The 25,874-nt window shown below is 69.8% G+C and carries 27 protein-coding genes; 11 read left to right on the forward strand and 16 right to left on the reverse strand.

The window, feature by feature from the left end; all coding sequences use genetic code 11:
* The first annotated feature begins 78 nt into the window (after positions 1-78).
* From folP to ACIQRL_RS07290, 5 genes are all read left to right on the forward strand, one after another.
* Positions 79-990: a dihydropteroate synthase gene (folP, locus tag ACIQRL_RS07270; protein WP_401328308.1), complete on the forward strand. Its 912-nt coding sequence runs from the start codon at positions 79-81 to the stop codon at positions 988-990.
* On the forward strand, positions 987-1,481 hold the full coding sequence (locus ACIQRL_RS07275; RefSeq protein WP_401328311.1) for a nuclear transport factor 2 family protein: 495 nt from the start codon (positions 987-989) through the stop codon (positions 1,479-1,481). Before folP ends, ACIQRL_RS07275 begins: the two co-directional genes overlap by 4 nt.
* A gap of 247 nt (positions 1,482-1,728) precedes the next feature.
* Positions 1,729-2,088 carry a dihydroneopterin aldolase gene (gene folB, locus ACIQRL_RS07280; RefSeq protein WP_401328314.1) on the forward strand — a complete coding sequence of 120 codons (360 nt, stop codon included), beginning with the start codon at positions 1,729-1,731 and terminating at the stop codon, positions 2,086-2,088.
* Positions 2,085-2,696 carry a 2-amino-4-hydroxy-6-hydroxymethyldihydropteridine diphosphokinase gene (gene folK / locus ACIQRL_RS07285; protein ID WP_401328316.1) on the forward strand — a complete coding sequence of 204 codons (612 nt, stop codon included), beginning with the start codon at positions 2,085-2,087 and terminating at the stop codon, positions 2,694-2,696. The genes folB and folK overlap by 4 nt, the downstream gene beginning before the upstream one ends.
* A 73-nt stretch (positions 2,697-2,769) precedes the next feature.
* Positions 2,770-3,258, forward strand: a complete 489-nt coding sequence (locus tag ACIQRL_RS07290) for a DUF3180 domain-containing protein (RefSeq protein ID WP_401328318.1) — start codon at positions 2,770-2,772, stop codon at positions 3,256-3,258.
* 105 nt (positions 3,259-3,363) lie between these two features.
* Here ACIQRL_RS07290 and folE read toward each other — a convergent pair whose 3' ends face one another.
* The 6 genes from folE to dacB all read right to left on the reverse strand — a co-directional run bounded on the left by folE (position 3,364) and on the right by dacB (position 11,265).
* A complete protein-coding gene (gene folE, locus ACIQRL_RS07295; RefSeq protein ID WP_266761221.1) occupies positions 3,364-3,969 on the reverse strand; it encodes a GTP cyclohydrolase I FolE in 606 nt (201 codons plus the stop codon).
* A 146-nt stretch (positions 3,970-4,115) separates the two neighbouring features.
* On the reverse strand, positions 4,116-6,143 hold the full coding sequence (ftsH, locus tag ACIQRL_RS07300) for an ATP-dependent zinc metalloprotease FtsH (protein WP_401328322.1): 2,028 nt from the start codon (positions 6,141-6,143) through the stop codon (positions 4,116-4,118).
* Positions 6,144-6,343: 200 nt separating this feature from the next.
* A complete protein-coding gene (gene hpt, locus ACIQRL_RS07305; protein ID WP_037625953.1) occupies positions 6,344-6,904 on the reverse strand; it encodes a hypoxanthine phosphoribosyltransferase in 561 nt (186 codons plus the stop codon).
* Between the two features lie 168 nt (positions 6,905-7,072).
* Complete coding sequence (gene tilS, locus ACIQRL_RS07310; RefSeq protein WP_401328326.1) at positions 7,073-8,236, reverse strand: tRNA lysidine(34) synthetase TilS; 1,164 nt, start codon at positions 8,234-8,236, stop codon at positions 7,073-7,075.
* Positions 8,237-8,428: 192 nt separating this feature from the next.
* Positions 8,429-9,577 (reverse strand): zinc-dependent metalloprotease, encoded by a 1,149-nt coding sequence (locus ACIQRL_RS07315; RefSeq protein ID WP_401328329.1) that lies wholly within the window; start codon positions 9,575-9,577, stop codon positions 8,429-8,431.
* Between the two features lie 131 nt (positions 9,578-9,708).
* Positions 9,709-11,265 carry a D-alanyl-D-alanine carboxypeptidase/D-alanyl-D-alanine-endopeptidase gene (gene dacB, locus ACIQRL_RS07320; protein ID WP_401328331.1) on the reverse strand — a complete coding sequence of 519 codons (1,557 nt, stop codon included), beginning with the start codon at positions 11,263-11,265 and terminating at the stop codon, positions 9,709-9,711.
* A gap of 79 nt (positions 11,266-11,344) precedes the next feature.
* On the opposite strand from dacB, the gene ACIQRL_RS07325 reads away from it, so the two are divergent.
* Positions 11,345-11,836 carry an inorganic diphosphatase gene (locus ACIQRL_RS07325; RefSeq protein WP_328558164.1) on the forward strand — a complete coding sequence of 164 codons (492 nt, stop codon included), beginning with the start codon at positions 11,345-11,347 and terminating at the stop codon, positions 11,834-11,836.
* Between the two features lie 156 nt (positions 11,837-11,992).
* Positions 11,993-13,651: a threonine/serine exporter ThrE family protein gene (locus tag ACIQRL_RS07330; RefSeq protein ID WP_401328333.1), complete on the forward strand. Its 1,659-nt coding sequence runs from the start codon at positions 11,993-11,995 to the stop codon at positions 13,649-13,651.
* A 46-nt stretch (positions 13,652-13,697) separates the two neighbouring features.
* Here ACIQRL_RS07330 and ACIQRL_RS07335 read toward each other — a convergent pair whose 3' ends face one another.
* Positions 13,698-14,825 (reverse strand): DedA family protein, encoded by a 1,128-nt coding sequence (locus tag ACIQRL_RS07335; protein WP_401329516.1) that lies wholly within the window; start codon positions 14,823-14,825, stop codon positions 13,698-13,700.
* Positions 14,826-14,967: 142 nt separating this feature from the next.
* Between ACIQRL_RS07335 and ACIQRL_RS07340 the strand changes: the two genes are divergently transcribed.
* Positions 14,968-15,333, forward strand: a complete 366-nt coding sequence (locus ACIQRL_RS07340; RefSeq protein ID WP_401328336.1) for a YbjQ family protein — start codon at positions 14,968-14,970, stop codon at positions 15,331-15,333.
* Between the two features lie 160 nt (positions 15,334-15,493).
* On the opposite strand, the gene ACIQRL_RS07345 is transcribed toward ACIQRL_RS07340, so the two are convergent.
* Positions 15,494-16,261, reverse strand: a complete 768-nt coding sequence (locus tag ACIQRL_RS07345; RefSeq protein ID WP_401328338.1) for a MerR family transcriptional regulator — start codon at positions 16,259-16,261, stop codon at positions 15,494-15,496.
* A gap of 152 nt (positions 16,262-16,413) precedes the next feature.
* On the opposite strand from ACIQRL_RS07345, the gene ACIQRL_RS07350 reads away from it, so the two are divergent.
* Complete coding sequence (locus ACIQRL_RS07350) at positions 16,414-17,700, forward strand: ion channel protein (RefSeq protein ID WP_401328340.1); 1,287 nt, start codon at positions 16,414-16,416, stop codon at positions 17,698-17,700.
* 118 nt (positions 17,701-17,818) lie between these two features.
* A complete protein-coding gene (locus ACIQRL_RS07355) occupies positions 17,819-19,225 on the forward strand; it encodes a glutamate decarboxylase (protein WP_401328342.1) in 1,407 nt (468 codons plus the stop codon).
* A 22-nt stretch (positions 19,226-19,247) separates the two neighbouring features.
* On the opposite strand, the gene ACIQRL_RS07360 is transcribed toward ACIQRL_RS07355, so the two are convergent.
* The 4 genes from ACIQRL_RS07360 to ACIQRL_RS07375 all read right to left on the reverse strand — a co-directional run bounded on the left by ACIQRL_RS07360 (position 19,248) and on the right by ACIQRL_RS07375 (position 22,632).
* Entirely contained in the window at positions 19,248-19,445 is a 198-nt protein-coding gene (locus tag ACIQRL_RS07360) for a hypothetical protein (RefSeq protein WP_401328345.1), read from the reverse strand.
* 73 nt (positions 19,446-19,518) lie between these two features.
* Entirely contained in the window at positions 19,519-20,067 is a 549-nt protein-coding gene (locus ACIQRL_RS07365) for a DinB family protein (RefSeq protein ID WP_401328346.1), read from the reverse strand.
* Positions 20,068-20,211: 144 nt separating this feature from the next.
* Positions 20,212-21,672: an aldehyde dehydrogenase family protein gene (locus tag ACIQRL_RS07370; RefSeq protein ID WP_401328349.1), complete on the reverse strand. Its 1,461-nt coding sequence runs from the start codon at positions 21,670-21,672 to the stop codon at positions 20,212-20,214.
* A gap of 135 nt (positions 21,673-21,807) precedes the next feature.
* Positions 21,808-22,632, reverse strand: a complete 825-nt coding sequence (locus ACIQRL_RS07375; RefSeq protein ID WP_266765787.1) for a helix-turn-helix transcriptional regulator — start codon at positions 22,630-22,632, stop codon at positions 21,808-21,810.
* 338 nt (positions 22,633-22,970) lie between these two features.
* Between ACIQRL_RS07375 and ACIQRL_RS07380 the strand changes: the two genes are divergently transcribed.
* On the forward strand, positions 22,971-23,492 hold the full coding sequence (locus tag ACIQRL_RS07380) for an ATP-binding protein (protein WP_401328351.1): 522 nt from the start codon (positions 22,971-22,973) through the stop codon (positions 23,490-23,492).
* A gap of 156 nt (positions 23,493-23,648) precedes the next feature.
* Here the strand turns inward: ACIQRL_RS07380 and ACIQRL_RS07385 are convergent, their stop codons facing one another.
* From ACIQRL_RS07385 to ACIQRL_RS07400, 4 genes are all read right to left on the reverse strand, one after another.
* On the reverse strand, positions 23,649-23,933 hold the full coding sequence (locus ACIQRL_RS07385) for a DUF397 domain-containing protein (protein WP_103552684.1): 285 nt from the start codon (positions 23,931-23,933) through the stop codon (positions 23,649-23,651).
* Positions 23,934-24,138: 205 nt separating this feature from the next.
* On the reverse strand, positions 24,139-24,621 hold the full coding sequence (locus tag ACIQRL_RS07390; protein ID WP_401328354.1) for an SRPBCC domain-containing protein: 483 nt from the start codon (positions 24,619-24,621) through the stop codon (positions 24,139-24,141).
* Between the two features lie 143 nt (positions 24,622-24,764).
* Positions 24,765-25,142 carry an ArsR/SmtB family transcription factor gene (locus ACIQRL_RS07395; protein ID WP_401329519.1) on the reverse strand — a complete coding sequence of 126 codons (378 nt, stop codon included), beginning with the start codon at positions 25,140-25,142 and terminating at the stop codon, positions 24,765-24,767.
* A 128-nt stretch (positions 25,143-25,270) separates the two neighbouring features.
* Positions 25,271-25,657: a VOC family protein gene (locus tag ACIQRL_RS07400; RefSeq protein WP_401328357.1), complete on the reverse strand. Its 387-nt coding sequence runs from the start codon at positions 25,655-25,657 to the stop codon at positions 25,271-25,273.
* Positions 25,658-25,874 lie beyond the last annotated feature (217 nt).

Genomic DNA, 25,874 nt, shown 5'->3' on the forward strand with positions numbered 1-25,874 from the left:
GATCCGCACCCGCGTATCGGGAACCACGGGGACCGGCCGAGGGCGATGAGGGCTCCCGCAGGAGCCTAGGCTGGACGTATGAGTATCGAGCGCGGGCGCGGCCGAGTCGCGGGACTGCCGACGTGGGACCGCTGCGCGGTCATGGGGGTCGTGAACGTCACCCCCGATTCCTTCTCCGACGGCGGCCGCTGGTTCGACACGACGGCCGCGGTCAAGCACGGTCTCGGCCTGGTCGCCGAGGGCGCCGACCTCGTGGACGTGGGCGGCGAGTCCACCCGCCCCGGGGCCACCCGCGTCGACGAGGCGGAGGAGCTCAAGCGGGTCATCCCGGTCGTCCGCGGCCTCGCCTCCGAAGGCGTCACGGTCTCCGTGGACACCATGCGCGCCTCCGTCGCCGAGCGGTCCCTCGCGGCGGGCGCCGCCCTCGTCAACGACGTCAGCGGCGGTCTCGCGGACCCCGCGATGATCCCGGCCGTCGCGGCTGCGGGTGCTCCCTTCGTGGTCATGCACTGGCGCGGCTTCCTGGCGGGCGGCAACGTCCAGGGGGCGTACGAGGACGTCGTCTCCGAGGTTCTCGACGAGCTGCACGCACGCGTGGAGGCCGTTCTGGCGGGCGGCATCGCCCCGGACCGCATCGTCGTCGACCCAGGACTCGGCTTCTCCAAGAACCCCGAGCACGACCTGGCCCTGCTCGCCCACCTCGACCGCCTCCGCGCCCTCGGCCACCCGCTGCTGGTCGCCGCCTCCCGCAAGCGTTTCCTCGGCCGTGTCCTGGCCGGCCCCGAGGGTGCCCCGCCTCCCGCGCGCGAGCGCGACGCCGCCACCGCCGCCGTCTCCGCGATCGCCGCCCAGCAGGGCGCCTGGGCGGTCCGCGTGCACGAGGTACGGGCCACCGCCGACGCCGTACGGGTAGCCCGCGCCGTCGAGGGTGCCCGGACCGGCGGGGCATCGGGTGCCGTCGGCGGTCCGGCCGCAGAGGGAGCCCGGTGAGCACACCGCGTACCGACGTCGAGCAGGTCGAACTCGCCAACACGGCGTTCTACGAGGCGATGGAACGGGGTGACTTCGAGGAGCTGTCCTCGCTGTGGCTGGCCCCGCTGGACACGTCCGACGACGACTTCGAGGGCGAGGGCGCCGTCGTCTCCTGCGTCCACCCCGGCTGGCCCGTCCTCAACGGACGCGGCGAGGTGCTCCGCTCGTACGCGCTGATCATGGCGAACACGGAGTACATCCAGTTCTTCCTCACCGACGTCCGCGTCTCCGTGTCCGGTGACACGGCCCTGGTCACCTGCACCGAGAACATCCTCAGTGGCGGCCCCGCCCCCGACGACGGCGACGAGCTCGGCCCGCTCGTCGGCCAGCTCGTCGTCGCCACGAACGTGTTCCGCCGTACCGCCGACGGCTGGAAACTCTGGTCCCACCACGCCTCCCCCGTGCTGGCCGAGTCCGGCGAGGAAGAGGACGAGGACACCGCCGGTTGAGTGGGTGTACGGCCCGCAGGGACCAATGGGCGATTGGAATCGTCCGCCCGGGGTAGGGGCGGCTACCAACCCGTGAGCCGCCGTGTTCCCCAGGGGAAACGCCCGGTGAAGCCTCGTGGCCTTCGCCGGGGCGCCCGTCCCCGAGGGCGGGCGTTGTCAGTGCCCGCAGGTAGATTCGTTCGAGGCCGGTGTGCCGACCGCATTCGGCGCACGACGGCCGTCACCGACAATTGCAGGAGTGATTCGCGTGGATCGTGTCGCGCTGCGCGGCCTCAAGGCCCGCGGGCACCACGGCGTCTTCCAGAAGGAGCGCGAGGAGGGCCAGACCTTCATCGTGGACCTGACGCTGGGCCTGGACACCCGGCCGGCCGCGGCCGACGACGACCTGGCGAAGACCGTGCACTACGGCATCGTGGCGGAAGAGGTCGTCGCCGTGGTCGAGGGCGAGCCGGTCGATCTCATCGAGACGCTCGCGGAGCGCATCGCCCAGACGTGTCTCAAGCACGAAGGGGTCCAGGAGGTCGAGGTCTGCGTCCACAAACCGGACGCGCCGATCACGGTCCCCTTCGACGACGTGACCGTCACGATCATCCGGAGCCGAGTATGACCGCATCCTTCACCGAGGGTCAGAGCGACCCGACCGTACAGCCGGTGCCCGCCTCCGTCGTCGAGCGGGTGGACGCCGCCGACACGACCCTGCAGAACCCCCGGCGCGCGGTGATCTCCCTCGGTTCGAACCTGGGCAACCGCCTGGAGACCCTCCAGGGCGCCATCGACGCCCTGGAGGACACCCCCGGCGTCCGGGTCAAGTCCGTCTCCCCCGTCTACGAGACCGAGCCGTGGGGCGTCGAACCGGGCAGCCAGCCCTCGTACTTCAACGCGGTCGTGGTGCTCAGGACCACCCTCCCGCCGTCCTCGCTCCTGGAGCGGGCCCACGCGGTCGAGGAGGCCTTCCACCGTGTGCGGGACGAGCGCTGGGGCCCGCGCACGATCGACGTGGACATCGTGGCGTACGCCGATGTCGTCTCCGACGACCCGGTGCTGACCCTCCCTCACCCGCGCGCCCACGAGCGGGCCTTCGTCCTCGCCCCCTGGCACGACGTGGATCCCGAGGCGCAGCTCCCCGGCCACGGCGCGGTCGCCCAGCTCCTCGCGGCGGTCACGTGCGACGGTGTCGCGGCCCGCACCGATCTGGAACTCCGGCTGCCCGAGTAGTCGTTAAGGTCAAGACGACCACAGGCCGGCCCGACACGGGGCCCGGCCACAGGCGGGCTACCGAAGGGGCATCGTGAAAGAGCTGCGTATCAGGACACTGGCCGCCGTGTTCTTGGTGGCCGGAGTGCTGTCCTGGGCGGGCGCCCGCCTGTGGAACGCGGTGGGCACGCTGCCCCGGGTCCCGCTGGCCGCCCCCATCGTCCTCGCCCTGATCGCGATCGTCCTCCTCGCGACGGCCCTGTCGCTGCGCGCCCGCCTCAAGGCGCAGCGCGAGCGGCGTCCCGGCGCCAAGGGCGTCGATCCGCTGATGGCCGCCCGCGCGGTCGTCTTCGGTCAGGCGAGTGCCCTGGTGGCCGCGCTGGTGGCGGGCATGTACGGCGGCACCGGCGTCTTCCTCCTGGAATCACTGGAGGTTCCGGCCCGCCGCGACCAGGCCATCTACGCCGGCCTCTCCGTCATCGCCGGAATCGGCGTGATAGCGGCCGCCTTCTTCCTGGAGCGCGTCTGCAAACTCCCGGAGGACGACGACGAACACCACGGCGGGGTCGCGCCGGTGGCGTAACCCCGGCGGGGCCCAGCCCAGGGCAGGACCCCCAGCCCGAGGCGGGCCCGCGTCGGCGGAGGGGTCCTGCCCGCCGTCCGTTCCGGGTCCATTCCGGGTCCGCTGTTAGCGGGCCATGATGAGGCTCATCGCCTCGTTGCGCGTCGCGGCGTCCCGGAGCTGTCCGCGCACCGCCGACGTGATGGTCTTCGCGCCCGGCTTGCGGATGCCGCGCATGGACATGCACATGTGCTCGCACTCGACGACGACGATCACACCGCGCGGCTCCAGGATCTCCATCAGGGAGTCGGCGATCTGCGTCGTCAGCCGCTCCTGCACCTGGGGGCGCCGGGCGTAGACGTCGACGAGGCGGGCCAGCTTGGACAGGCCGGTGATCTTGCCGCTGGTGGCCGGGATGTAGCCGACGTGCGCGACACCGCGGAACGGGACCAGGTGATGTTCACACGTACTGAACACCTCGATGTCCTTCACCAGCACCATCTCGTCGTGGCCCAGGTCGAACGTCGTCGTCAGCACGTCCTCCGGCTGCTGCCACAGGCCCGCGAATATCTCCTTGTACGCCCGCGCGACCCGCCCCGGCGTCTCCCTCAGGCCCTCACGGTCCGGGTCCTCGCCGACCGCGATCAGGAGCTCTCGTACGGCGTTCTCGGCACGCTTCTCGTCGAACTCGCCGATCACGCCCTCGCCGTCCAGCGTCACGGGGTCGGTCATCTGGTCCTCGTTCCTGTGGATCCTGCGCGTGCCTCGACGCGTCCAAAAGGTGCGGGCACACGAAAATGCCGCGCCCCCCAGGCTAGAACCTGGGGGGCGCGGCATCCATTCCGGGCCTGGTGAGGCCGCCCGGAGCCGAGACTGTGTCAGCTCTCGGTGCGGTCCTCCGGGGCCGCCTCCGTCGCCGGGACGGACTCCGTCGCGGTGGCGATGGCCGCCGCCGAGCCGTTCGCCCCGTTCGTCAGTGACAGCTCCTTGGGGGAGAGCACCGGCGGGCGGGTGGACGGCGTGCGACGGGAGGAGCCGGTCCACGCGGGGCGGGCCGGGCGCTTGACGATGGGAGCGAAGACCTCGGCGATCTGCTCCTTGCTCAGCGTCTCCTTCTCCAGCAGCTGGAGCACCAGCGCGTCGAGCACGTCGCGGTTCTCGACCAGGATTTCCCAGGCCTCGTTGTGCGCGTTCTCGATGAGCTTCTTGACCTCTTCGTCGACGAGCGCGGCGACCTCTTCCGAGTAGTCGCGCGGGTGCGACATCTCCCGGCCCAGGAAGGGCTCGGTGTTGTCGCCGCCGAACTTGATCGCGCCGAGACGCTCGGTCATGCCGTACTGCGTGACCATCGCGCGAGCGGTGGCCGTGGCCTTCTCGATGTCGTTCGCCGCACCGGTGGTCGGGTCGTGGAAGACGAGCTCCTCGGCCGCGCGGCCGCCCAGCATGTACGCGAGCTGGTCCAGCATCTCGTTGCGCGTGGTGGAGTACTTGTCCTCGTCCGGCAGGACCATCGTGTAGCCGAGGGCACGGCCGCGCGACAGGATCGTGATCTTGTGGACCGGGTCGGAGTTCGGAGAAGCCGCCGCGACCAGGGCGTGTCCGCCCTCGTGGTACGCGGTGATCTTCTTCTCCTTGTCCGACATGATCCGGGTCCGCTTCTGCGGGCCCGCGACCACGCGGTCGATCGCCTCGTCCAGCATGGAGTTGTCGATCAGCTTCTGGTTGCTGCGCGCCGTGAGCAGCGCCGCCTCGTTCAGCACGTTCGCCAGGTCGGCGCCCGTGAAGCCGGGGGTCCGGCGCGACACTGCGGACAGGTCGACGTCCGGAGCGACCGGCTTGCCCTTCTGGTGAACCTTGAGGATCTCCAGACGGCCCTGCATGTCCGGGCGGTCGACCGCGATCTGACGGTCGAAGCGGCCGGGGCGCAGGAGGGCCGGGTCGAGGATGTCGGGACGGTTCGTGGCGGCGATCAGGATGACGCCGCCCTTCACGTCGAAGCCGTCCATCTCGACGAGCAGCTGGTTGAGGGTCTGCTCGCGCTCGTCGTGACCACCGCCGAGGCCGGCGCCGCGATGGCGGCCGACCGCGTCGATCTCGTCGACGAAGACGATCGCCGGAGCGTTCGCCTTGGCCTGCTCGAACAGGTCACGGACTCGGGAGGCACCGACACCGACGAACATCTCGACGAAGTCGGAACCCGAGATCGAGTAGAACGGAACGCCGGCTTCGCCCGCGACGGCGCGCGCGAGGAGCGTCTTGCCCGTACCAGGAGGCCCGTACAGCAGGACACCCTTGGGGATCTTCGCGCCGACGGCCTGGAACTTCGCCGGCTCCTGGAGGAACTCCTTGATCTCCTGGAGCTCCTCGACGGCCTCGTCCGAGCCCGCGACGTCCGAGAACGTCGTCTTCGGGGTGTCCTTGGTGATGAGCTTCGCCTTGGACTTCCCGAAGTTCATGACCCGGGAGCCGCCACCCTGCATCTGGTTCATCAGGAACAGGAAGACGACGACGATGAGGACGAAGGGAAGCAGAGAGAGCAGGATGCCCACGAAGGGGTTCTGCTTGGACGGCGAGACGGTGTAGCCGTCCGGGATCTGCTTGTTCTGGTACTTGTCCTGCAGTGTGTTGGCGAGGGCAACGCCCTGGTCGCCGATGTAGCTCGCCTGGATCTTCGAGCTGCCGTCAACCTTCTCGCCGTCCTTCAGCGAGACCTTGATGACCTGCTCGTCGCCAGTGGTGATCTTGGCTGACTGGGCCTTGTTGTCGTTGATCGCCCGGACGACCTGGCCGGTGTCCACCGTCTTGTAGCCGCCGGACGAACCGACGACCTGCATCAACACGACCACGGCAAGGACGGCCAGCACGATCCACATGACCGGCCCACGGAAGTATCGCTTCACGTCCATCCATACGGAGCGATGTCGCCCCGTCCCTCCTGCCATAGTGAGTTTGATAAAGACTGTTCTTCGGACGGTACCCCAGCATTGTCACCCGAAGCCGCAGGGGACTGCTGTCAATCCCGTCCACGCATGCTCCAACGGCGCGAAACCCGCTGGGGTTCCCGAAACGTCCTGGAAGGACTGAGCCGCCCTCAGGAAGAGGGCGCTCAGCCGCCGTAGACGTGCGGCGCGAGCGTACCGACGAACGGGAGGTTGCGGTACTTCTCGGCGTAGTCCAGGCCATACCCGATGACGAACTCGTTCGGGATGTCGAAGCCGACCCACTCCACGTCGATCGCGACCTTGGCCGCGTCCGGCTTGCGCAGCAGCGTGCACACCTTGAGCGAGGCGGGCTCACGGGAGCCGAGGTTCGAGATCAGCCAGGACAGGGTCAGCCCCGAGTCGATGATGTCCTCGACGATCAGGACGTGCTTGCCCTTGATGTCGGTGTCCAGGTCCTTGAGGATCCGCACCACACCGGAGGACTGGGTGCCCGCGCCGTACGACGACACGGCCATCCAGTCCATGGTGACGGGGGTGGACAGCGCACGCGCGAGGTCCGCCATGACCATCACGGCGCCCTTGAGTACACCGACGATCAGCAGATCCTTGCCCGCGTACTCCGCGTCGATCTTCGCGGCCAGCTCAGCCAGCTTCGCGTCGATCTCTTCCTTGGTGATGAGCACCGACTTGAGGTCGGTGCCCATGTCTTTCGCGTCCACCCGCATCACTTTCGGTCGTCCGTCCCACTTTTTTTGGGCTCGTTCACCTGCGGGGCGCCCGTGTCACTGGCGGCGGTCCCCTTCGGCTCACCCGCGCGGCCGCTCGGACCGCCCGCGACCCGAGTGAAGGGGTCCCGGGGAGCCGCGTGAGCGGCCCCGGTGCAGGGTCCGGTTTCAGCCTTGCCGAATCACCAGTCTGCCACCCTGGCGCTGAGCGACGACTTTGCCCGGGAGATTGATGGCTCCCTGACCGCGCCATCCGGTGATCAGCCGGTCGATCTCCTCGATGTGGCGGGCGAACAGCGAACCGGCCGGAGCGCCCGCCTCGATGGCCGCGCGGCGCAGGATCCGGCGGCGTACGGCGGGCGGCAGGGCGTAGAGCTTGGCGCACTCCAGGAGGCCGGCCGCGTCGCGTACGGACGCCTCCGCCTGGCTGGCCCACGCGTCGAGCGCGTCGGCGTCGTCCCGGGAGAGCTGGGCCGTACGGGCGAGTGCCTCGACGACTCCTTTGCCGAGCGCCTTCTCCAGGGCGGGCAGGCCCTCGTGGCGGAGCCGGGAGCGGGTGTAGGCCGGATCGGCGTTGTGCGGGTCGTCCCAGACGGGCAGCGACTGGACCATGCACGCCTTGCGGGCGGTCTGCCGGTCCAGGTGCAGGAAGGGACGGCGGTAACGGCCGTCGGCCCCCGAGACCGCAGCCATTCCGGACAGCGAGCGGATGCCGGAGCCACGGGCGAGACCGAGCAGGACCGTCTCCGCCTGGTCGTCGCGGGTGTGGCCGAGGAGGATCGCGGAGGCGCCGTGGCGCTCGGCGGCGGAGTCCAGGGCGGCGTACCGGGCGTCGCGGGCGGCGGCCTCGGGGCCTCCGTCGCGGCCGACGGTCACGGCGATGGACTCGGCCGGGGCGAGCCCCAGCTCGGTGAGGCGCAGCACGACTTCGCCGGCGCGCAGTTCGGAGCCGGGCTGCAGACCGTGGTCGACGGTGATGCCACCGGCGCGGATGCCGAGTTTGGGGGCTTCGAAGGCGAGGGCGGAGGCGAGCGCCATGGAGTCGGCGCCGCCGGAGCAGGCGACGAGCACGAGCGGCGCCGGGGATCCGTCCGTGCCCGGCCGGGGCCGGGAGCTCGGGGGGAGCGGCTCGTGCGGGGCGCGTACGGGCGCGGCCGTGCCGCGCCGCGTTCCGGGGGCGGGGACGCGCTCCGCGTCGGGCGCGCAGGGGCGCGCGGCACCGCGTGCGGGCGTGCGCCGGGTGTCGGGGGCGGGCGGTTGCTCGGTGAGGATGTCGTGGAGTACGCGGCGGACCGCCAGGCGTATCGCCGCGACCGCAGGATGGGGACCCATGTCCGGTTCCCTTCATGAAGTTTTCGGGGGGTTAGCCCGGGATCGGTCACTCAGAGTGTGTCGATGGTGACAGAACCGGGGCGTTCCCCGAGCATTGCACGCCTACCCGTGCTTCACGGTCCCTCGGACGGGTGATAGCAGGAGCGTTTGCCTGCCATCGGCCGGATTCGTTTCACGACCGTCCCGTAGGGTTCACGACTCCGCCTTGCGGTGCACCCGCGCGACCCAGTCCGCCGGTTTGGCGATCTCCGTCTTGGTCGGGAGCGTGTTCGGAGAGGTCCACACACGGTTGAAGCCGTCCATGCCGACCTCGCCGACGACCGCACGTACGAACCGCTCGCCGTCCCTGTACTGCCGGAGCTTGGCGTCCAGGCCGAGCAGCTTGCGCAGGGCCATGTCGAGGCGGGAGGCGCCCTTGGCGCGGCGCTGCTGGAATTTCTCGCGGATCTCGGCGACGGAGGGGACGACCGCGGGCCCGACGCCGTCCATCACGAAGTCGGCGTGTCCCTCCAGGAGGGACATCACGGCGGTGAGCCGGCCGAGGATCTCCCGCTGGGCGGGCGTCTGCACGATTTCCACGAGGGAACGTCCGCCGTCGTCCTCCTCGGTGTCCGGGCGGGAGCCGGAGAGCGACTGGGCGGCCTCCCTGACGCGTTCCAGGACGGTCATGGGGTCGACCTCGGTCTCCGCCAAGAACGACTGGATTTCGCCCTCCAGGTGGTCGCGCAGCCAGGGCACGGCCGAGAACTGGGTGCGGTGCGTCTCCTCGTGGAGGCACACCCACAGGCGGAAGTCGTGCGGCTGGACGTCGAGTTCGCGCTCCACGTGCACGATGTTCGGGGCCACCAGAAGGAGCCTGCCGCCGCCGTTGCCCGAGCCGGTCGGTGCCCCGGCGGGCAGGTCCCGGGTCGCGGGCGCGAACGTCTCGTACTGGCCGAGGACCCGCGACGACAGGAACGACAGCAGCATGCCCAGTTCGACACCGGTGACCTTGCCGCCGACGGCGCCGAGGACCGCTCCGCCCGCGGTGTTCCCGCGCCGTTCCTGCATCTTGTCCAGAAGGGGCTTGAGGATCTCCCGGAACCCGGCGACGTTCGCCCGGACCCAGCCGGGGCGGTCGACGACGAGGACGGGGGTGTCGTGGACGACGTCGTCACCCATACGGGTGAAGCCCCGGACATGCTCCTCCGAGGCCTTCGCGTGCCGGCGCAGCTCCGCGACGATGGCCCTGGCCTCGTCGCGGCTCACCTCGGGGCCCGGCCGTACGAGCCGGGTCGCGGTCGCCACCGCGAGATTCCAGTCGACCATCCCAGTAGATGCAGCACCACCGATGCTCGTCATGCGTCAACCGTACGTGAGCGGGTCCGGCTGCGGTGAGGGGTACGACGCCGGATGCGCCCCGACCGAGGGGCTGGTGGTGCTTCTGGTGCCCGCGGGTCGAGAGGGGGCGGGGTTCCGCCTTCGGCGTGCGGCTACCGGCAGCCGCACGCGACCAGTGCCGTCGCCGTGTGGTCCAACGCGGCCCGCGCCTCCAGGGGGTTCGGGGGGTGGGCGGCGTCGGAGGTCAGGAAGGCGAAGGCCAGCAGGCGGCCGTCCTTGTCGACGACGGTGCCGGCGAGGGTGTTGACGCCGGTCAGGGTGCCGGTCTTGGCGCGGACGACACCGGTGGCGGTGGGGGCGTCGGTGTAACGGGTGCTGAGGGTGCCGGTGAAGCCGGCGACGGGCAGGCCGGTGAGGACCGAACGGAGTTCGGGGTGGGCCGGGTCGCCGGCCTTGGCCAGCAGGGCGGTGAGCAGGTCGGCGGAGACCTTGTCGGCGCGGTTCAGGCCACTGCCGTCCGCGAACTGCGCCCCGGACAGCGGGAGTCCGAGCTTCTTCAGCTGGGCGCGGATCGCCTTCGCGTCGCCGTCGAAGCTGGGTTCCCCACCGGAAGCGAGGGCGACCTGGCGGGCGAGGGCCTCCGCGATGTCGTTGTCACTGTTGGTCAGCATCCGCTCGACCAGGGCGGACAGCGGCGGCGAGGAGACGGAGGCGAGGGCCTGCGAGCGGCTCGTCGCCTTCGAGGGGCCGGGCGCCGTCGTGGTGATGCCGTGGTCGTGGAGCAGGTCCGCGAACGTGCGCGCGGCGGCCGCCGCCGGGTCGGGGGCACGCCCGGCCGGCCCGCTGGTCGTGTCGTCCAGACGGCCCTCGTCGGCCATCAGGGCGGTGACCTTCGCGATGTTCTCGTTGACTCCGATGGGGTGAAGGGCGGGGCCGGAGTACAGCGAGGTGTCGTAGGAGAGCGTCACGTGGTCCATGTGACGGGCCTTCAGGGCGGTGGCCGTCTCCTCGGCGAGGGTGCTCAGGTCCGCCCAGCCGTCCGCGGGCTTGCGGGCGGTCAGCGTGGGGTCGCCGCCGCCGACGAGCACGAGCTCCTTGGTGTCGGGCTCCAGGACCGTACGCGTCTGGATGCGGTGGTCGGGGCCCTGCGCCGTGAGGGCGGCGACCGCGGTCGCGATCTTCGTCGTGGAGGCGGGTGTCTGGACCTGGTCGGCGCCCTTGCCGTAGAGCCGCCTGCCGGTCGCCACGTCGACCACGACGGCGGTGCGGACCGCGCCGAGGACGGGGTTGGCCAGCAGCGGGTCGAGGACGCTCGCGAGGGCCTTCTCGGCGGGTGCGGGCGCGGCGCTCGCGGAGCCGCCGAGTCCGGTCAGCACGGAGGCGGCGCTGGGGGCGGGCCGGGGTGACGTTCGGGGCGTAGCGGATGTACGTGCGTGATCTGTGACACCCTCCGGCTCCCGCGATGCGGCCCAGTCCCGCTCGGCCGTACGCTGGCCGGTGGAGTCCCAGGGACCGGCCACGGCCGCCGCCCCGGCCGCCAGGGCCAGGCCCACGGTGGCCGCGACGGCTGTGAGCTGCGGTGTCGTCAACCGCACGGCACGCGGCCGCATGGCTTGGGTGACCCGCGCCACATGCGGTTTCACCGTCCGCGCGACCCGCACCACATGCGGTCTCGCAGCCCGCCAAGCCCTCAGCTCTGGCACGACCACCAGCCCCTTTCGCGATCACCCACCTGCGTGAGGGACACTTAATCACCAGAACTATGTGCTGATCATGGAGGAGCCACCGGTGGAGTTCGACGTCACGATCGAGATTCCGAAGGGTTCACGGAACAAGTACGAGGTGGACCACGAGACCGGTCGGATCCGTCTGGACCGTCGACTCTTCACCTCGACCAGCTACCCGGCCGACTACGGCTTCGTCGAGAACACTCTCGGCGAGGACGGAGACCCGCTGGATGCCCTGGTCATCCTGGACGAGCCGACCTTCCCGGGCTGCCTCATCCAGTGCCGCACCATCGGCATGTTCCGTATGACGGACGAGGCCGGCGGCGACGACAAGCTGCTGTGCGTCCCGGCGCACGACCCGCGTGTGGAGCACCTGCGCGACATCCACCACGTGTCGGAGTTCGACCGCCTGGAGATCCAGCACTTCTTCGAGGTCTACAAGGACCTGGAGCCCGGCAAGTCCGTCGAGGGCGCCGACTGGGTCGGCCGCACCGAGGCCGAGGCCGAGATCGAGCGTTCCTACAAGCGCTTCAAGGACCAGGGCGGTCACTGACCTCCCCGCGGGCGGTCACTGACCTCTCCCGCTTCCGAACGGGCCGCGTGATCCCCATGGGGGTCGCGCGGCCCGTTCGTGTGTCCGTACGCATACTGAGGCATACGGAAGGCAAGATGGAGAACCACACAGAGGCGAAAGGCGAGGCGGGAGTTGGTGGCGGACCCGGAAGCGGAAGACCGCAAGCCGCAGTCGGACGAGGTGAGGAGTGCTTTCAGCCCGCCCGCCGGTGTGGCGGCCCCGGGGCCGGCGGCGGCCGACGAGGAGTCGTCGACGACATCGGAGTTCGCGCTGCCCGTGGGTCTCGACGCACCCCAGCACGCCGGGCCCGAGCAGGAAGGCTCGGCGTTCAGCACGCCGCGCACCTACAGCGCCAAGCAGGCGCCGCCCGCCTTCACACCGGCCACCGGCATCCCCCTGGTCAGCCTGACCAAGGACGCGCCGTGGCAGGACCGGATGCGCACGATGCTGCGCATGCCGGTGACCGAGCGGCCCGCGCCCGAACCCGTGCACAAGGAGGACGAGTCCGGGCCCGCCGTACCGCGTGTCCTCGACCTGACCCTGCGCATCGGCGAACTGCTGCTCGCGGGCGGTGAGGGCGCCGAGGACGTGGAGACGGCGATGTTCGCGGTCTGCCGCTCCTACGGCCTTGACCGCTGCGAGCCGACCGTCACCTTCACCCTGCTGTCGATCTCGCACCAGCCGTCCCTGGTGGACGATCCGGTGACGGCGTCACGGACGGTGCGCCGCCGGGGCACCGACTACACGCGCCTGGCGGCCGTCTACCGGCTCGTGGACGACCTGAGCGACCCGGAGACCGCGATCTCCCTGGAGGAGGCCTACGGGCGGCTCGCGGAGATCCGGCGCAACCGGCACCCGTATCCCGGCTGGGTGCTGACGGCCTCCGGCGGGCTGCTCGCCGGCGCGGCCTCCGTGCTCGTCGGCGGTGACGCGATCGTGTTCGTCGCCGCGGCGCTCGGCGCGATGCTGGGCGACCGGCTCGCCTGGCTGTGCGCGGGGCGCGGGCTGCCGGAGTTCTACCAGTTCACGGTGGCCGCGATGCCGCCGGCCGCGATAGGGGTCGCGCTCGCGCTGGCGCACGTCGATGTGAACGCCTCCGCGGTGATCACCGGTGGGCTCTTCGCGCTGCTGCCGGGGCGGGCGCTCGTCGCGGGGGTGCAGGACGGGCTGACCGGCTTCTACATCACCGCGTCCGCTCGGCTGCTCGAAGTCATGTACTTCTTCGTGGGGATCGTCTCCGGCGTCCTTCTGGTGCTCTATTTCGGCGTCAAGCTGGGCACGCAGCTCAACCCGGACGCCGGACTGCACATCTCCGAGCGGCCGCTGCTCCAGATCGCCGCGTCCATGCTGCTGTCGCTCACCTTCGCGGTCCTGCTCCAGCAGGAACGATCCACCGTCCTCGCGGTGACCCTCAACGGGGGCGTGGCCTGGTCGGTGTACGGGGCGATGCACTACGCGGGAGGGCTCTCCCCGGTGGCCTCCACGGCCGTCGCCGCGGGCCTGGTGGGTCTCTTCGGGCAGCTTCTCTCGCGCTACCGGTTCGCGTCCGCGCTGCCGTACACGACGGCCGCGATCGGGCCCCTGCTGCCCGGTTCGGCGACCTACTTCGGGCTGCTGTCCATCGCCCAGAACGAGGTCGACAAGGGCTTGGTGTCGCTCACCAAGGCGGCGGCCCTCGCGATGGCCATCGCGATCGGCGTGAACCTGGGTTCGGAGATCTCGCGGCTGTTCCTGCGTCTGCCGGGCGGCTCCGCGAGTGGGCGGCGGGCCGCCAAGCGGACGCGCGGGTTCTGAGGCCCGGTCCCAGGAGACCTGGTCCCAGGAGGCCCGGGCGGGCGGCTCAGTTCTGCGTCGGGCCCTGGCCGTAGGGGTACTCCGAGCCGTACCGCTGCTGCGGGTGGCCCTGGGGGTGCTGCTGAGGGTCCTGCTGCTGGGGGTGTGCCTGACCCTGGTCGTAGCCCTGCTGGTAACCCTGGTCGTACTGCTGCTGGTCGTAGCCGTAGCCCTGGTCCGAGCCGTACGGCTGCTGGTACTGCGGCTGCGGCTGCTGCTGGGGCTGCTGGTACTGCTGCTGGGGCGGGTAGCCGCCGTTGCCCTGATGGCCATAGCCGTTGCCGTTGCCGTGATGGCCGTAGCCGCCCTGGTCGTGGCCCTGCTGGTTCCCGTACGACTGGCCGTGCCCCTGGTTGCCGTACGACTGGCCGTGGCCCCGGTTGCCGTACTGCGAGTCCTGGCCCTCGTGGACCGGCGGCACGCGGAGCGGCCTGGTCGCGTCGTCCATGACGGGCGCGGCGGAACGGGTGTGGGCCGCCGCGGGCTGGGGCGGGACGGGCTCCTGGGGCGGGTTCTTCTTGGCCTGGGAACGGGCGCGCAGGAACTCGATGATGATCGGGACCACCGAGACGAGCACGATCAGGATCAGGATCAGCTCGATGTTCTTGTTGACGAACTCGATCTTGCCGAGCCAGGAGCCCAGCAGCGTGACGCCCGCGCCCCACAGGACGCCGCCGATGACGTTGAAGGTGAGGAAGGGGCGGTACTTCATGCCGCTGACGCCGGCGATGATCGGCGTGAACGTGCGCACGACAGGCACGAAGCGGGCCAGTACGAGGGACTTGGGCCCGTACTTCTCGAAGAACTCGTTGGCCTTGACCACGTTCTCCTGCTTGAACAGGCGGGAGTTCGGGCGGGTGAAGAGCGAGGGCCCCACCTTTTTGCCGAAGAGGAAGCCCGCCTGGTCGCCGAGGACCGCGGCGAGGCAGATCAGCGGGATCGCCGCCCACAACGGGAAGTCCATCGCGCCCGTGGCGATCAGCAGACCGCAGGTGAACAGCAGCGAGTCGCCCGGCAGGAAGAAGCCGATCAGCAGGCCGGACTCGGCGAAGACGACGAGCAGCAGCCCCCAGATGCCGAAGTTGTCCAGGAGCGTGTTCGGATCCAGCCAGCTGGGACCGAGGGCAAGCGTCATCACGGTTCCGGGCTCCTGAGGGGTGAGGAAGGTACGGCGGTCCTGTACGGCCGGCCAAAGCTATCAACGCATTGTGTCCACGCCAGGTTCCACCCGTGACTCCAGGATGCACTGTGCGACGACTGGGACAAAGCTGTGGACCATGGGCATCGATGAATACGGCGGCGGCCAGAGTCCCCACGCTGACGTCATGGTCGTGACGACGAACGACGTTCCCGGCCATCGCGTCGAGCAGGTCATCGGCGAGGTCTTCGGCCTCACCGTGCGCTCGCGTCATCTGGGCAGCCAGATCGGCGCGGGCCTGAAGTCGATGATCGGCGGTGAGCTCAAGGGGCTCACCAAGACGCTGGTGGAGACCCGCAACCAGGCCATGGAGCGGCTCGTCGACCAGGCACGCGCGCGGGGCGCCAACGGTGTGCTCATGTTCCGCTTCGACGTGTCCGAGGCGGCGGACCTGGGCACCGAGGTGTGCGCCTACGGCACGGCCGTGGTCCTGGTGAAGGAATAGCCCCCGCCGCAGGACGGTGGCCCGCACCGGTGGAGGCGGCGGGCCCTGGACTCCGCCGGCGGCCGCTCCGTACGGGTTCCCCCGGCGACCGGTCCGTACGGGTAAGGGGCGCCCGCCCCTGTCGGCGCCCCTTACCCGTCAGGCTTCGCCGGTTTCCCTGTCAGGCTTCCCCGGTGTGCCGGGCGGCGTTCGCCGTGATCGCGTCCCTCAGGTGCTCGGCCAGCCCCGGCCGCATGGAGTCGTAGAACTCCTTGAACCGCTCGTCGGTGACGTACATGTCGCCGAGTCCCCGATGGATCTCGTACGTGCACACGTAGAACCATGTGGTGATGTGCTGCCGGTGCTCCTCGGCCATGTCCATGGCCCGCTCGCCGTCGGACCGCTCCCCGGCCTCCATCAGGGCGTCGTAGCGCTCGCCCCAGGAGGCCACCTCGGCCTGCATGCGCTTCCAGTCGTCCTTGGTGTAGCGGGCGGCGCGGCGCTGCGACTCGGCGTACGTGTCCGTGCCGCCCCAGCGGCGCTCGGCCTCCTCCGCGTGCGCCTCCGGGTCCTTGTCCCCGAAGACCTCGAACCTCTCCTCGGGCGTGAGGTTGATGCCCATCGTGCGTGCCTCCATGGCGTGTTCCACGGCCGCGGCCATCTTCTGCAGCTTCTCGATCCGGGCGGTCAGCAGGTCGTGCTGGCGGCGCAGATGCGCGCGCGGGTCCGCTTCCGGGTCGTCGAGCAGGGCGGCGACCTCGTCGAGCGGGAAGCCGAGCTCCCGGTAGAACAGGATCTGCTGCAGCCGGTCGAGGTCGGCGTCGTCGTAACGCCGATGACCCGCCTGGCTGCGTTCCCCGGGCGCGAGCAGACCGATCTCGTCGTAGTGGTGCAGTGTGCGCACCGTGACCCCGGCGAATCCGGCGACCTGGCCCACTGAGTAGCTCACCTTCCGCTCCTTCCTTCGGTACGCCCTTCACGATGGGGCCTGACGCGACGTGAGGTGCAAGCCCGAAGTCCCGGCGTCCGGTGGCCGTCCGGGACGCGTCCAGGCGCGACGCTCGGGATGTTATGTCCGTTTCGCGCGCTTAGGGTGAGCCCGTGACCCACGAAGCGGCTCCCCCGGGACCGGCCCTCGCCCGGGCGACGCCCGCAAAAACTCTGCTGCCGCTGTTCCTTCCGTCCGTGGTCGTCGGCGCCGTCTCGGCCCTTCTCTACGTGGGCGTGAGCAAGCTGGCCGACCAACTCAAGGACGTTCTCTGGACGGACCTGCCGGACGCGCTCGGCATCGGCGGCTACTCCTCGTTCTGGATGATCGTCATGCTCACCACCACCGGCATCCTGGTCGGTCTGGTGGTGTGGAAGGCGCCGGGGCACGCGGGCCCCGACCCGGCCACCGTGGGGCTCCAGGCGGAGCCGATGGCGCCCTTCATCCTGCCCGGACTCCTGGTGGCGACCGCGCTGATGCTGGCGGGCGGCCCGAGCCTCGGCCCCGAGAACCCGATCATCGCCACCAACGTCGCGCTGGCGTTCTGGGCGGGCCGCAGGTTCGCGCCCGCGGCACCCGGCGCGCTGTGGGTGATGCTGGCCGAGGCGGGGACGATCGGCTCCCTGTTCGGTACGCCGGTCGCGGCGGCGCTGGTCATCTCCGAGGCGCTCGCCGGACGGCAGGTGAAGGGACTGCTGTGGGACAACCTCTTCGCGCCTCTGACGGCGGCTTCGGTGGGCTCGATCACCACGGCGCTGATCGGCCATCCGAGTTTCGCCCTGGATATGCCCCCGCTCGGTGATCCCGGCTGGGCCGATGTGCTCTCCGCGCTGGTGATCGCCTCCGCAGCGGCTGTACTCGGCATGGCCGGGGTCTACGTGTTCCCCTACGTCCACAAGGTGTTCTCGCTCCTGCGCCACCCCATGATCGCCCTGCCCGTCGGCGGGCTCGTCCTCGGCCTGCTGGGCTGTCTGGGCGGCCCGCTCACGCTGTTCAAGGGCCTGGACCAGGTCGATGAGATGGCCCGGAACCCCGACGCCTACTCGGCGGGCCGGTACGCACTGATGGCCGTGGTGAAGCTGGCCGCGCTGATCGTCGCGACGTCCTGCGGGTTCCGGGGCGGACGGATCTTCCCGGCCGTCTTCGCCGGTGCCGCGTTCGGTCTGTGCGCCCACGCGCTCGTGTCCTCGGTCCCGGCCTCGCTGGGCCTGGCCGCCGGAGTACTGGGCGTGCTGCTCGCGACCACCCGGCAGGGCTGGGTGAGCCTGTTCACGGCCGCCGTCCTGGTGTCCTCGCCCACGATCATCGCCCTGCTCTGCATCGCCTCCCTGCCGGCCTGGCTGCTGGTGACCGGACGGCCGCAGCTGCAACTGCGCGACGACGGAAGTTCGGTCCGGTGAACCACCGGGTGGCCCTCATCCGATGAACCAGATGAACCAAAAGGGGACGCACCGTCCCGCCGAACCGTTGGGAGAACCAAAGGGACGCCCCGTCCCGCTGAACTTTTGGGAGAAGCTCATGCCGCTCCACCAGGGCCAACAGAAGCCCGACGACCACCCACTCTCCGTCAACCCCTTCTACGGCGAGACCAATCCGGTCAGCGGCATGATCGAGGCACCGCCGAAGCACCGCCTCCCGGACGGCCCGCTGCCCCCCACGACCGCGCTGCAGCTCGTCCACGACGAGCTCATGCTGGACGGGAACTCACGGCTGAACCTGGCCACCTTCGTCACGACCTGGATGGAACCGCAGGCCGGGGTCCTGATGGCGGAGTGCCGGGACAAGAACATGATCGACAAGGACGAGTACCCCCGCACGGCCGAACTGGAGCGGCGCTGTGTGTCGATGCTCGCCGACCTGTGGAACGCGCCGGATCCGTCGGCCGCGGTGGGCTGTTCCACGACCGGGTCGAGCGAGGCGTGCATGCTCGCCGGCTTGGCGCTGAAGCGGCGCTGGACACTGCGCAACGCGGACCGCTACCCGGGCGCGCGGCCCAACCTCGTCATGGGCGTGAACGTCCAGGTGTGCTGGGAGAAGTTCTGCAACTTCTGGGAGGTCGAGGCCCGCCAGGTCCCCATGGAGGGCGACCGGTTCCACCTCGACCCCCAGGCCGCGGCCGAGCTGTGCGACGAGAACACCATCGGGGTCGTCGGCATCCTCGGCTCCACCTTCGACGGGTCGTACGAGCCGATCCAGGAGCTGTGCGCGGCGCTGGACCGGCTCCAGGAGCGCACGGGCCTCGACATACCGGTCCATGTCGACGGCGCGTCCGGGGCGATGGTCGCGCCGTTCATCGACGAGGACCTGGTCTGGGATTTCCGGCTGCCCAGGGTGTCGTCGATCAACACCTCCGGGCACAAGTACGGCCTGGTCTACCCGGGCGTCGGCTGGGCGCTGTGGCGGACGGCGGCCGAGCTGCCGGAGGAACTGGTCTTCCGGGTGAACTACCTGGGCGGCGACATGCCGACCTTCGCGCTCAACTTCTCCCGCCCCGGAGCACAGGTCGTGGCGCAGTACTACACGTTCCTGAGACTCGGCCGTGAGGGCTACCGGACGGTGCAGCAGACGACCCGGGACGTGGCGCGCGCGCTCGCCGAACGGATCGACTGCATGGGCGACTTCCGGCTCATCACCCGGGGCGACGAACTGCCGGTGTTCGCCTTCACGACGGCGCCCGAGGTGACCGCGTACGACGTCTTCGACGTGTCCCGGAGAATGCGCGAGAGCGGCTGGCTGCTGCCCGCGTACACCTTCCCGGAGAACCGGGAGGACCTGTCCGTGCTGCGCGTGGTGTGCCGCAACGGCTTCACGTCCGACCTCGCCGACCTCTTCATCGAGGACCTGACCCGGCTGCTGCCCGAACTGCGCCGCCAGCCGGGTCCGATGACCCACGACAAGGAGGCGGCGACGAGTTTCCACCACTAGCGAGCCCTCGCGCCCTACCCGCTCACGGCTCTCCGGGAAGAGCCGCGAGCGGCGGGTGGCTGCCGATGGCGGCCGGTGGCTGCGAACGGCGGCCGGCACAGAGCACGAGGAGACGGATCGCCGGCATGCCGTGAGACGGCGCGCCCAGGCTCAGGCGCATGCCGGCGATCACAGGCCGCGTGCGCTGCGTGCCGTCCGCGCCGCATGCCGTCATGCGCATCCCTGCGATCGTGCTGGTGATCGCGTGATCGCCCGCCGTGTGCGCTGCGTGCCCTCCGGCCCGGGGGCAGGGCTCAGCCCCAGGAGGTGCCCTGCTCCAGCGCCACCAGTTCGAAGGCCGTCTTGCCGTCCAGGGACTCGCGGATGATGTCGGCGTGCCCGGCGTGCCGGGCCGTCTCGCGGATCAGGTGGAGAGCCAGCCAGCGCATCGAGACGCGGCCCTCGGGCGGGAACCAGGGGTCGTTCGGGAGCGCGAAGGTGTCGTCGAGGCTCGGCACCGAGCCCAGGAACGCCTCCGTCTCGGCGGCGACCTTCTCCCAGTACGCGAGCTGCGAGGCGACCGACTCGCCGTCGGCGAGGACGAAGCACTCGTGCCAGTTCGACTCGTCCCGCTTCACCGCGGGCTGCTCGCCCTTGGCGCGGGCCACCCAGCCCTGCTCGACCTCGGCGACATGCTTGAGCAGCCCGGAGAGGGAGAGTTCACTGGCGCTCGGCCGGCTCGCGGCCTGCTCCTCGGTCAGCCCGAGCAGCGACCGGCGGATGCCGCCGCGCTGCTCCTCGATGAAGGCGAGCAGCGCCCCGCGCTCGTCGCCCTGCTCTTCCGCTCGCACATGCGTGACCATGACCGGCCGCCTTTCATCGGGTCCTTCTGACTGACACCGATGACGCTACGGACCCTTGCGGTCAGGTTCTGTCCGCAAGGGTCCGGGCACGCTGAACGATCACGCGAAGGCATATCGGAAGGGGAGGTCACAGGGTCGGACGGGTCAGAAGGGGAAGCGGCTCCGTCCGTGCTGCACCGAGATCCACTTCGTCGTGGTGAAGGAGTCGACCGTCGTCTCGCCGTTCAGGCGGCCGATGCCGGAGTGCTTCTCGCCGCCGAAGGGGACGAGGGGCTCGTCGTGGACGGTGCCGTCGTTGACGTGGAACATGCCGGTGTCGATCTGCTTGGCGAAGTTCACGCCGCGCTCGATGTCGGCCGTGTGGACGGCGCCCGAGAGGCCGTACGGGGTGTCGTTGGCGATCCGGACCGCCTCCTCCTCCCCGTCGAACGGGACGAGGAAGACGACCGGGCCGAAGATCTCCTGCCGGAGCAGGTCGGAGTCGGCGGGGAGGCCGGTCAGGACGGAGGGCTCGACCATGTTGTCCGTGGTCGAGCCGTGCAGCAGGGCGGTGGCGCCCTCCGCGATCGCCTGCTCGACGACGCTCGACAGCGCGTCCGCCTGGGAGGAGTTGATGACCGGGCCGATGACCGTCTGCGGGTCGCTCGGGTCGCCGGTCTTCAGCGTCCTGACCTTGGCCACGAACTTCTCGGTGAACTCGGCCTCGATCGACCGGTCCACGAGGACACGGTTCGCGGCCATGCAGACCTGGCCCTGGTGGACGTAGCGGCTGAAGACCGCCGCGTCGACCGCGTAGTCGATGTCCGCGTCCTCCAGGACCACCAGGGCGCTGTTGCCGCCCAGTTCGAGCACCGAGCGCTTGAAGTTCGCGGCGCAGACCGTGGCCACGTGCCGGCCGACCTTGTCGGAGCCGGTGAAGGAGATGACCTTCGGGACCGGGTGCTCGATGAAGGCGTCGCCGATCTCGGCGATGTCCGTGATGACGACGTTGAGCAGACCGCCGGGCAGGCCCGCTTCCTCGAAGATCTTCGCGACCAGGGAGCCACCGACGATCGGGGTGTTCTGGTGCGGCTTCAGGACCACGCCGTTGCCGAGGGCGAGGGCCGGCGCCACGGACTTGATCGACAGCAGGAAGGGGAAGTTGAAGGGGCTGATGACGCCCACGACGCCGACCGGGACGCGGTAGAGACGGTTCTCCTTGCCGTCGACCGGCGAGGGGATGATCTTTCCCTCGGGGCGCAGCGCCAGCTGGACCGACTCGCGCAGGAACTCCCGGACGAGGTGCAGCTCGAAGGCCGCCTTGAGGCGGGTGCCGCCGAGCTCGGCGATGATCACCTCGGTGATCTCCGCCTCGCGCTCGTCGATGACGGCGAGCGCCTTCTCGAAGACCGCGCGGCGCGCGTAGGCGTTCGTCGCGCCCCACTGCTTCTGGGCGCGCTCGGCGGCGCGATAGGCCTCATCGACCTCGTCGACCGTGGCTATCGTGATCGACGCCAGCTTCTCGCCGTCGTACGGGTTGAAGTCGATGATGTCCCATGAGCCCGTTCCCGGGCGCCACTCGCCGTCGATGTACTGCTGGGCCAGGTCGGTGAAGTAGGACGACATGTGCTCCCTCAATCCCTGTGCTGCCGAGGCAGTCCTTGGCCCGGGTCAGCAGACATCCGATCACGGTCTGATCACACGTCATCGTACTTGTGTTTCAAGGGAGTTGAAGGTGACCGAAGAAGTCTGTGGACACGCTCAGGAGAGCTGGAGCAGACCCCGCAGCAGATCGCGGCTCTCGGACGGCCCCGGGCTGTCCTGCTGGAGCTGCTTGAGCGCGCTCTCGTACTGGGTGACGTCCTCGCGCTTGTCCAGGTAGAGCGCGCTGGTGAGCTGCTCCAGATAGACGACGTCCGACAGGTCGGACTCCGGGAAGCTCAGGATGGTGAAGGAGCCGCTCTCGCCGGAGTGCCCGCCGAAGCTGAACGGCATGACCTGAAGTCGTACGTTGGGCTGCTCCGAGACCTCGATCAGATGCTGGAGCTGTCCGCGCATCACCTCGCGGTCGCCGTACGGGCGGCGCAGCGCGGCCTCGTCGAGGACGATGTGGAACTCGGGGGCGTTCTCGGAGACGAGGTACTTCTGCCGCTCCAGGCGCAGGGCCACACGCCGGTCGACGTCGGCGGCGGAGGCACCCTTCATCCCGCGCCGGACGACCGCGTGGGCGTACGCCTCGGTCTGCAACAGGCCGTGCACGAACTGCACTTCGTACACCCGGATCAGGTGGGCCGCGCCTTCGAGGCCGACGTAGGTGGGGAACCAGCTCGGCAGGACGTCGGAGTAACTGTGCCACCAGCCCGCGACGTTGGCCTCCTTGGCGAGCGAGACCAGGGAGGTGCGCTCCGCTTCGTCGTTGATGCCGTAGAGCGTCAGCAGGTCCTCGACGTCGCGCGTCTTGAAGCTCACCCTTCCCAACTCCATGCGGCTGATCTTCGATTCGGAGGCACGGATCGAGTAGCCGGCCGCTTCACGGGTGATGCCACGCGCCTCACGCAGGCGCCGCAGATGTGACCCCAGCAGCATGCGCCGCACCACCGAGCCGCTCGACTCACCAGCGCTCACGTTCGTCAGCCTCCCCAACCGTCTTCCAGACGCCGCAGTCTGCCACTAAAACACTTCAAGCAGTACTCGTTCAGTTACGGAAACGGAAAGTAGCCAAAGGAGGGGCACAGGAAAAGATCAGCGTGGCGTCAAAAACCTTGAATAAGGTGACGGAAGAAATGAGCAAGAAGTAGGAGAGGAAGGTCCAATTCGGGCGCGTGCACGTGCATCTGCCCTTGCATCTGCTGTACGCATTCGGAACCATGGTCCCCGCGCCACCGCTGCATCGCAACGACCGCGAACACCCGGGAGTGCCTCGCATGGGGACGAATGGATCGACCATGCTCGAACCCTTACGGCAGGGACTTCCGCCTCTCGATCCCGCGGCCGTGTCCAGCGCCGCTTCGTGCGCCTTGCCCGCCCGCTACGAAGCGGTGCGCGAGGCCCGGCAGTTCACCCGCGGAACGCTGGACCAGTGGGAGATAGGCGACCGTTTCGACGATGTCTGCCTGGTGGTCTCCGAGCTCGTCACCAACGCCCTGCGGCACGCGCTGCCCTCGGACACGCCCCGCAAGGACGACCAAGGGCCGCCCGTACGGCTGCACTTGATGCGGTGGACCTCACGTCTGGTGTGCGCGGTGCGCGACCCCAGCCACGACAGTCCCGTCGCCGGCGACTCGGACGACTTCGCGGCGGAGTCGGGGCGCGGCCTCTTCCTGGTCGACTCGTTCTCGGACAGCTGGGGCTGGCACCCGCTCGCGGGAACGCTCAGCGGCAAGGTCGTATGGGCGCTGTTCCGGCTGGGCTCGCAACCGGGGGCGGCTCCGCTCTCCCCCGAATGACGAACCGCGGCGCCTTTTGGCGCCGCGGTTCTACGCGCGTTACGGAACGCGGCGTGACCATCACCCTTGGTTGTTGCCGTCCGTGCCGTGCTCAACCCCTTCGGTGACCGGCTCTCCCGTGACCGGCCCGTTCCGGACGGCTTGCGAACGCGTCCGTCAGCCCGCGATCAGGTGATCGAACTCGCCGTCCTTGATGCCCAGCAGCATCGCTTCGATCTCGGCGCGTGTGTAGACGAGCGCGGGACCCTCGGGGAACCGCGAGTTCCGCACGGCCACGTCGCCGCCGGGCAGTCGCGCGAACTCCACGCAGGAACCTTGCGAGTTGCTGTGCCGGCTCTTCTGCCAGGCGACGCCGTCCAGCTCGGTCGCAGCCATGCCGTTGTACACGAATTCAGCCATACCGTTGTACACGTCATCCACGTCGAACACGTCGTGGTCCACAGGTCGCTCCCCGGTCGTGCAGTGGCTGAGGTGGCCATAGATGCAGTAGTCAACTGACTCGGATCATAGCTCTGTTCATGTGCAGATGCATGGGCAGATGCACGTGCACGCGGGGTGGTCCTGCGGTTACAGCTTTTACCGGTCCTTGACTACCGGCTGTCGTTCGCCCGACTACGGCCTGCAGCTCACCGGACTGCGGGACGAACTACATCCGGTCCAGCGCATTCCCCAGAGAACGCAGCACATGCGATCTCCAGCCCCCGTCCATGATCTTCCGCGCCATCATCTGTGCGGGATCGTCCGGATCGAATCCCTCGTGTACTAGGAAGAGACGCGTACCGCGCCCTTCCTGTTCCAGTGTCCAGGTAATGGTCCAGTCCGCAGGACGGGCCGCGTCCGCGTCCGCCCACCGGACGCTCAGCATCCGCCCTGGTTCGTAGGCGAGAACGCGCACGTCAACGGTGCCGGAGAAGTTCGAGTTGGGGCGCGGGACCGCCGTCAGCGTGTACCGGTGGCCGACTTCGAGCCGGAAGTCCTCGGACCCCGGCATCTGCCACTGCGCGAGCAGTCCGGGCTCGGTGAGCGCACGCCAGACCTTGGCGGGCGGATGCGGCAGGAACTGGTCGACATGGATGGCCGTGAGGTCGTCGCCGGGACCGGAGTTCGGGTCCTGCGGGGCAGGGTTCACGCCACGCGGACCGGAATTCGCCTCCTGCGGGCCGGGGTTCGGGTGCCGCGGGCCAGGACGCATGCCCTGCGGACCGGAATTCGCCTCCTGCTGGCCGGGGTTCGGGTCCCGTGGGCCAGGGTTCACGCCGTGCGGATCGGGGTTCATGTCTCGGCATCGTCGGGCATGCGGTCCAGGAGATCACCGAGACCCTTCAGACTGTCCCGCCAGAACCGCTCGTACGGATGCAGCCAGTCCTGGACGTCGGCGAGCGGGGCGGCCTCCAGGCGGTAGATGCGCTGCCGGCCCGCGCGCTCCTCGGACACGAGTCCGGCCTCCCGGAGCACCTTGAGGTGTTCCGAGAGGCTGGGGCGCCGCATGGCGAAGTGGTCGGCCAGCGCCTGGACGGGCTGGGGCCCCCGCTCGCGCAGCAGCCGGAGCACCTCGCGACGGGTGGCGTTGGCGAGCGCGGCGAAGAGCTGGTCCTCATGGGCCTCGCCCCCGGGACCGGCCCCGGCCCCGGCTTTCGGACCGGCCCCGATCCCCGTTCCGGCCCCGGTCTCCGTTCCGGTCCCGATCCCCGTTCCGGTCCCGGTCCCGATCCCCGTTCCGGTTCCGGCCCGGGTCCCAGCTCCCGTTCCCGTCATGGCGAGCTCAGCACCCTTCGCTCCTACTCCGAGGCCGTCTCCTGGGCCTTCTCCGTGATCAGCATCAGACCGTTGCCGTCCGGGTCGCGGAACGAGGCCATGCGGCCCCAGGGGAGGTCGTCGGGACCCTCCACCGCGACACCGGCGGCGGTGAGCCGCGCACAGTCGGCGTCGACATCGGTCGTGACCAACATGATCCCCCGGGTCTCGCCGGGCGTGAAACTCCCCATGCCCGGACCCGAGAGGGTGAAGACCGTCTGCGCCCCCTCGGGCGCCACCTGGAGCCACCGGCCGGGCGGCATGGCCAGGTCGGCGGTGACCTCGAAGCCGAGGATCTCCGTGTAGAAGCGAAGGGCCCGGTCCTGGTCGGCGACGGGGAGCGTGACGAAGGAGGCGTGGGTGATGTTCATGCGCCGCAGCATAGGTAGGGAATTACCTACGCGTCAACTGTAGGGAATCTCCTACCTATGGCGCCGGCTGGGGGAAGGGAGGAACATCGTCCCGGCGTCCGGCGGCACATGGCCCGTCCAGGTCCCGGGGATGCGGACGGACGCCCCGGGGTCCCTGTGCGCTCGTGCCCCTGACCCGGCGCAGGTGAATTGCCCAGGCACATCGGCCCAGGTGCGT

This window comes from Streptomyces sp. NPDC091209 (assembly GCF_044757755.1).
Taxonomy (GTDB): Bacteria; Actinomycetota; Actinomycetes; order Streptomycetales; family Streptomycetaceae; genus Streptomyces.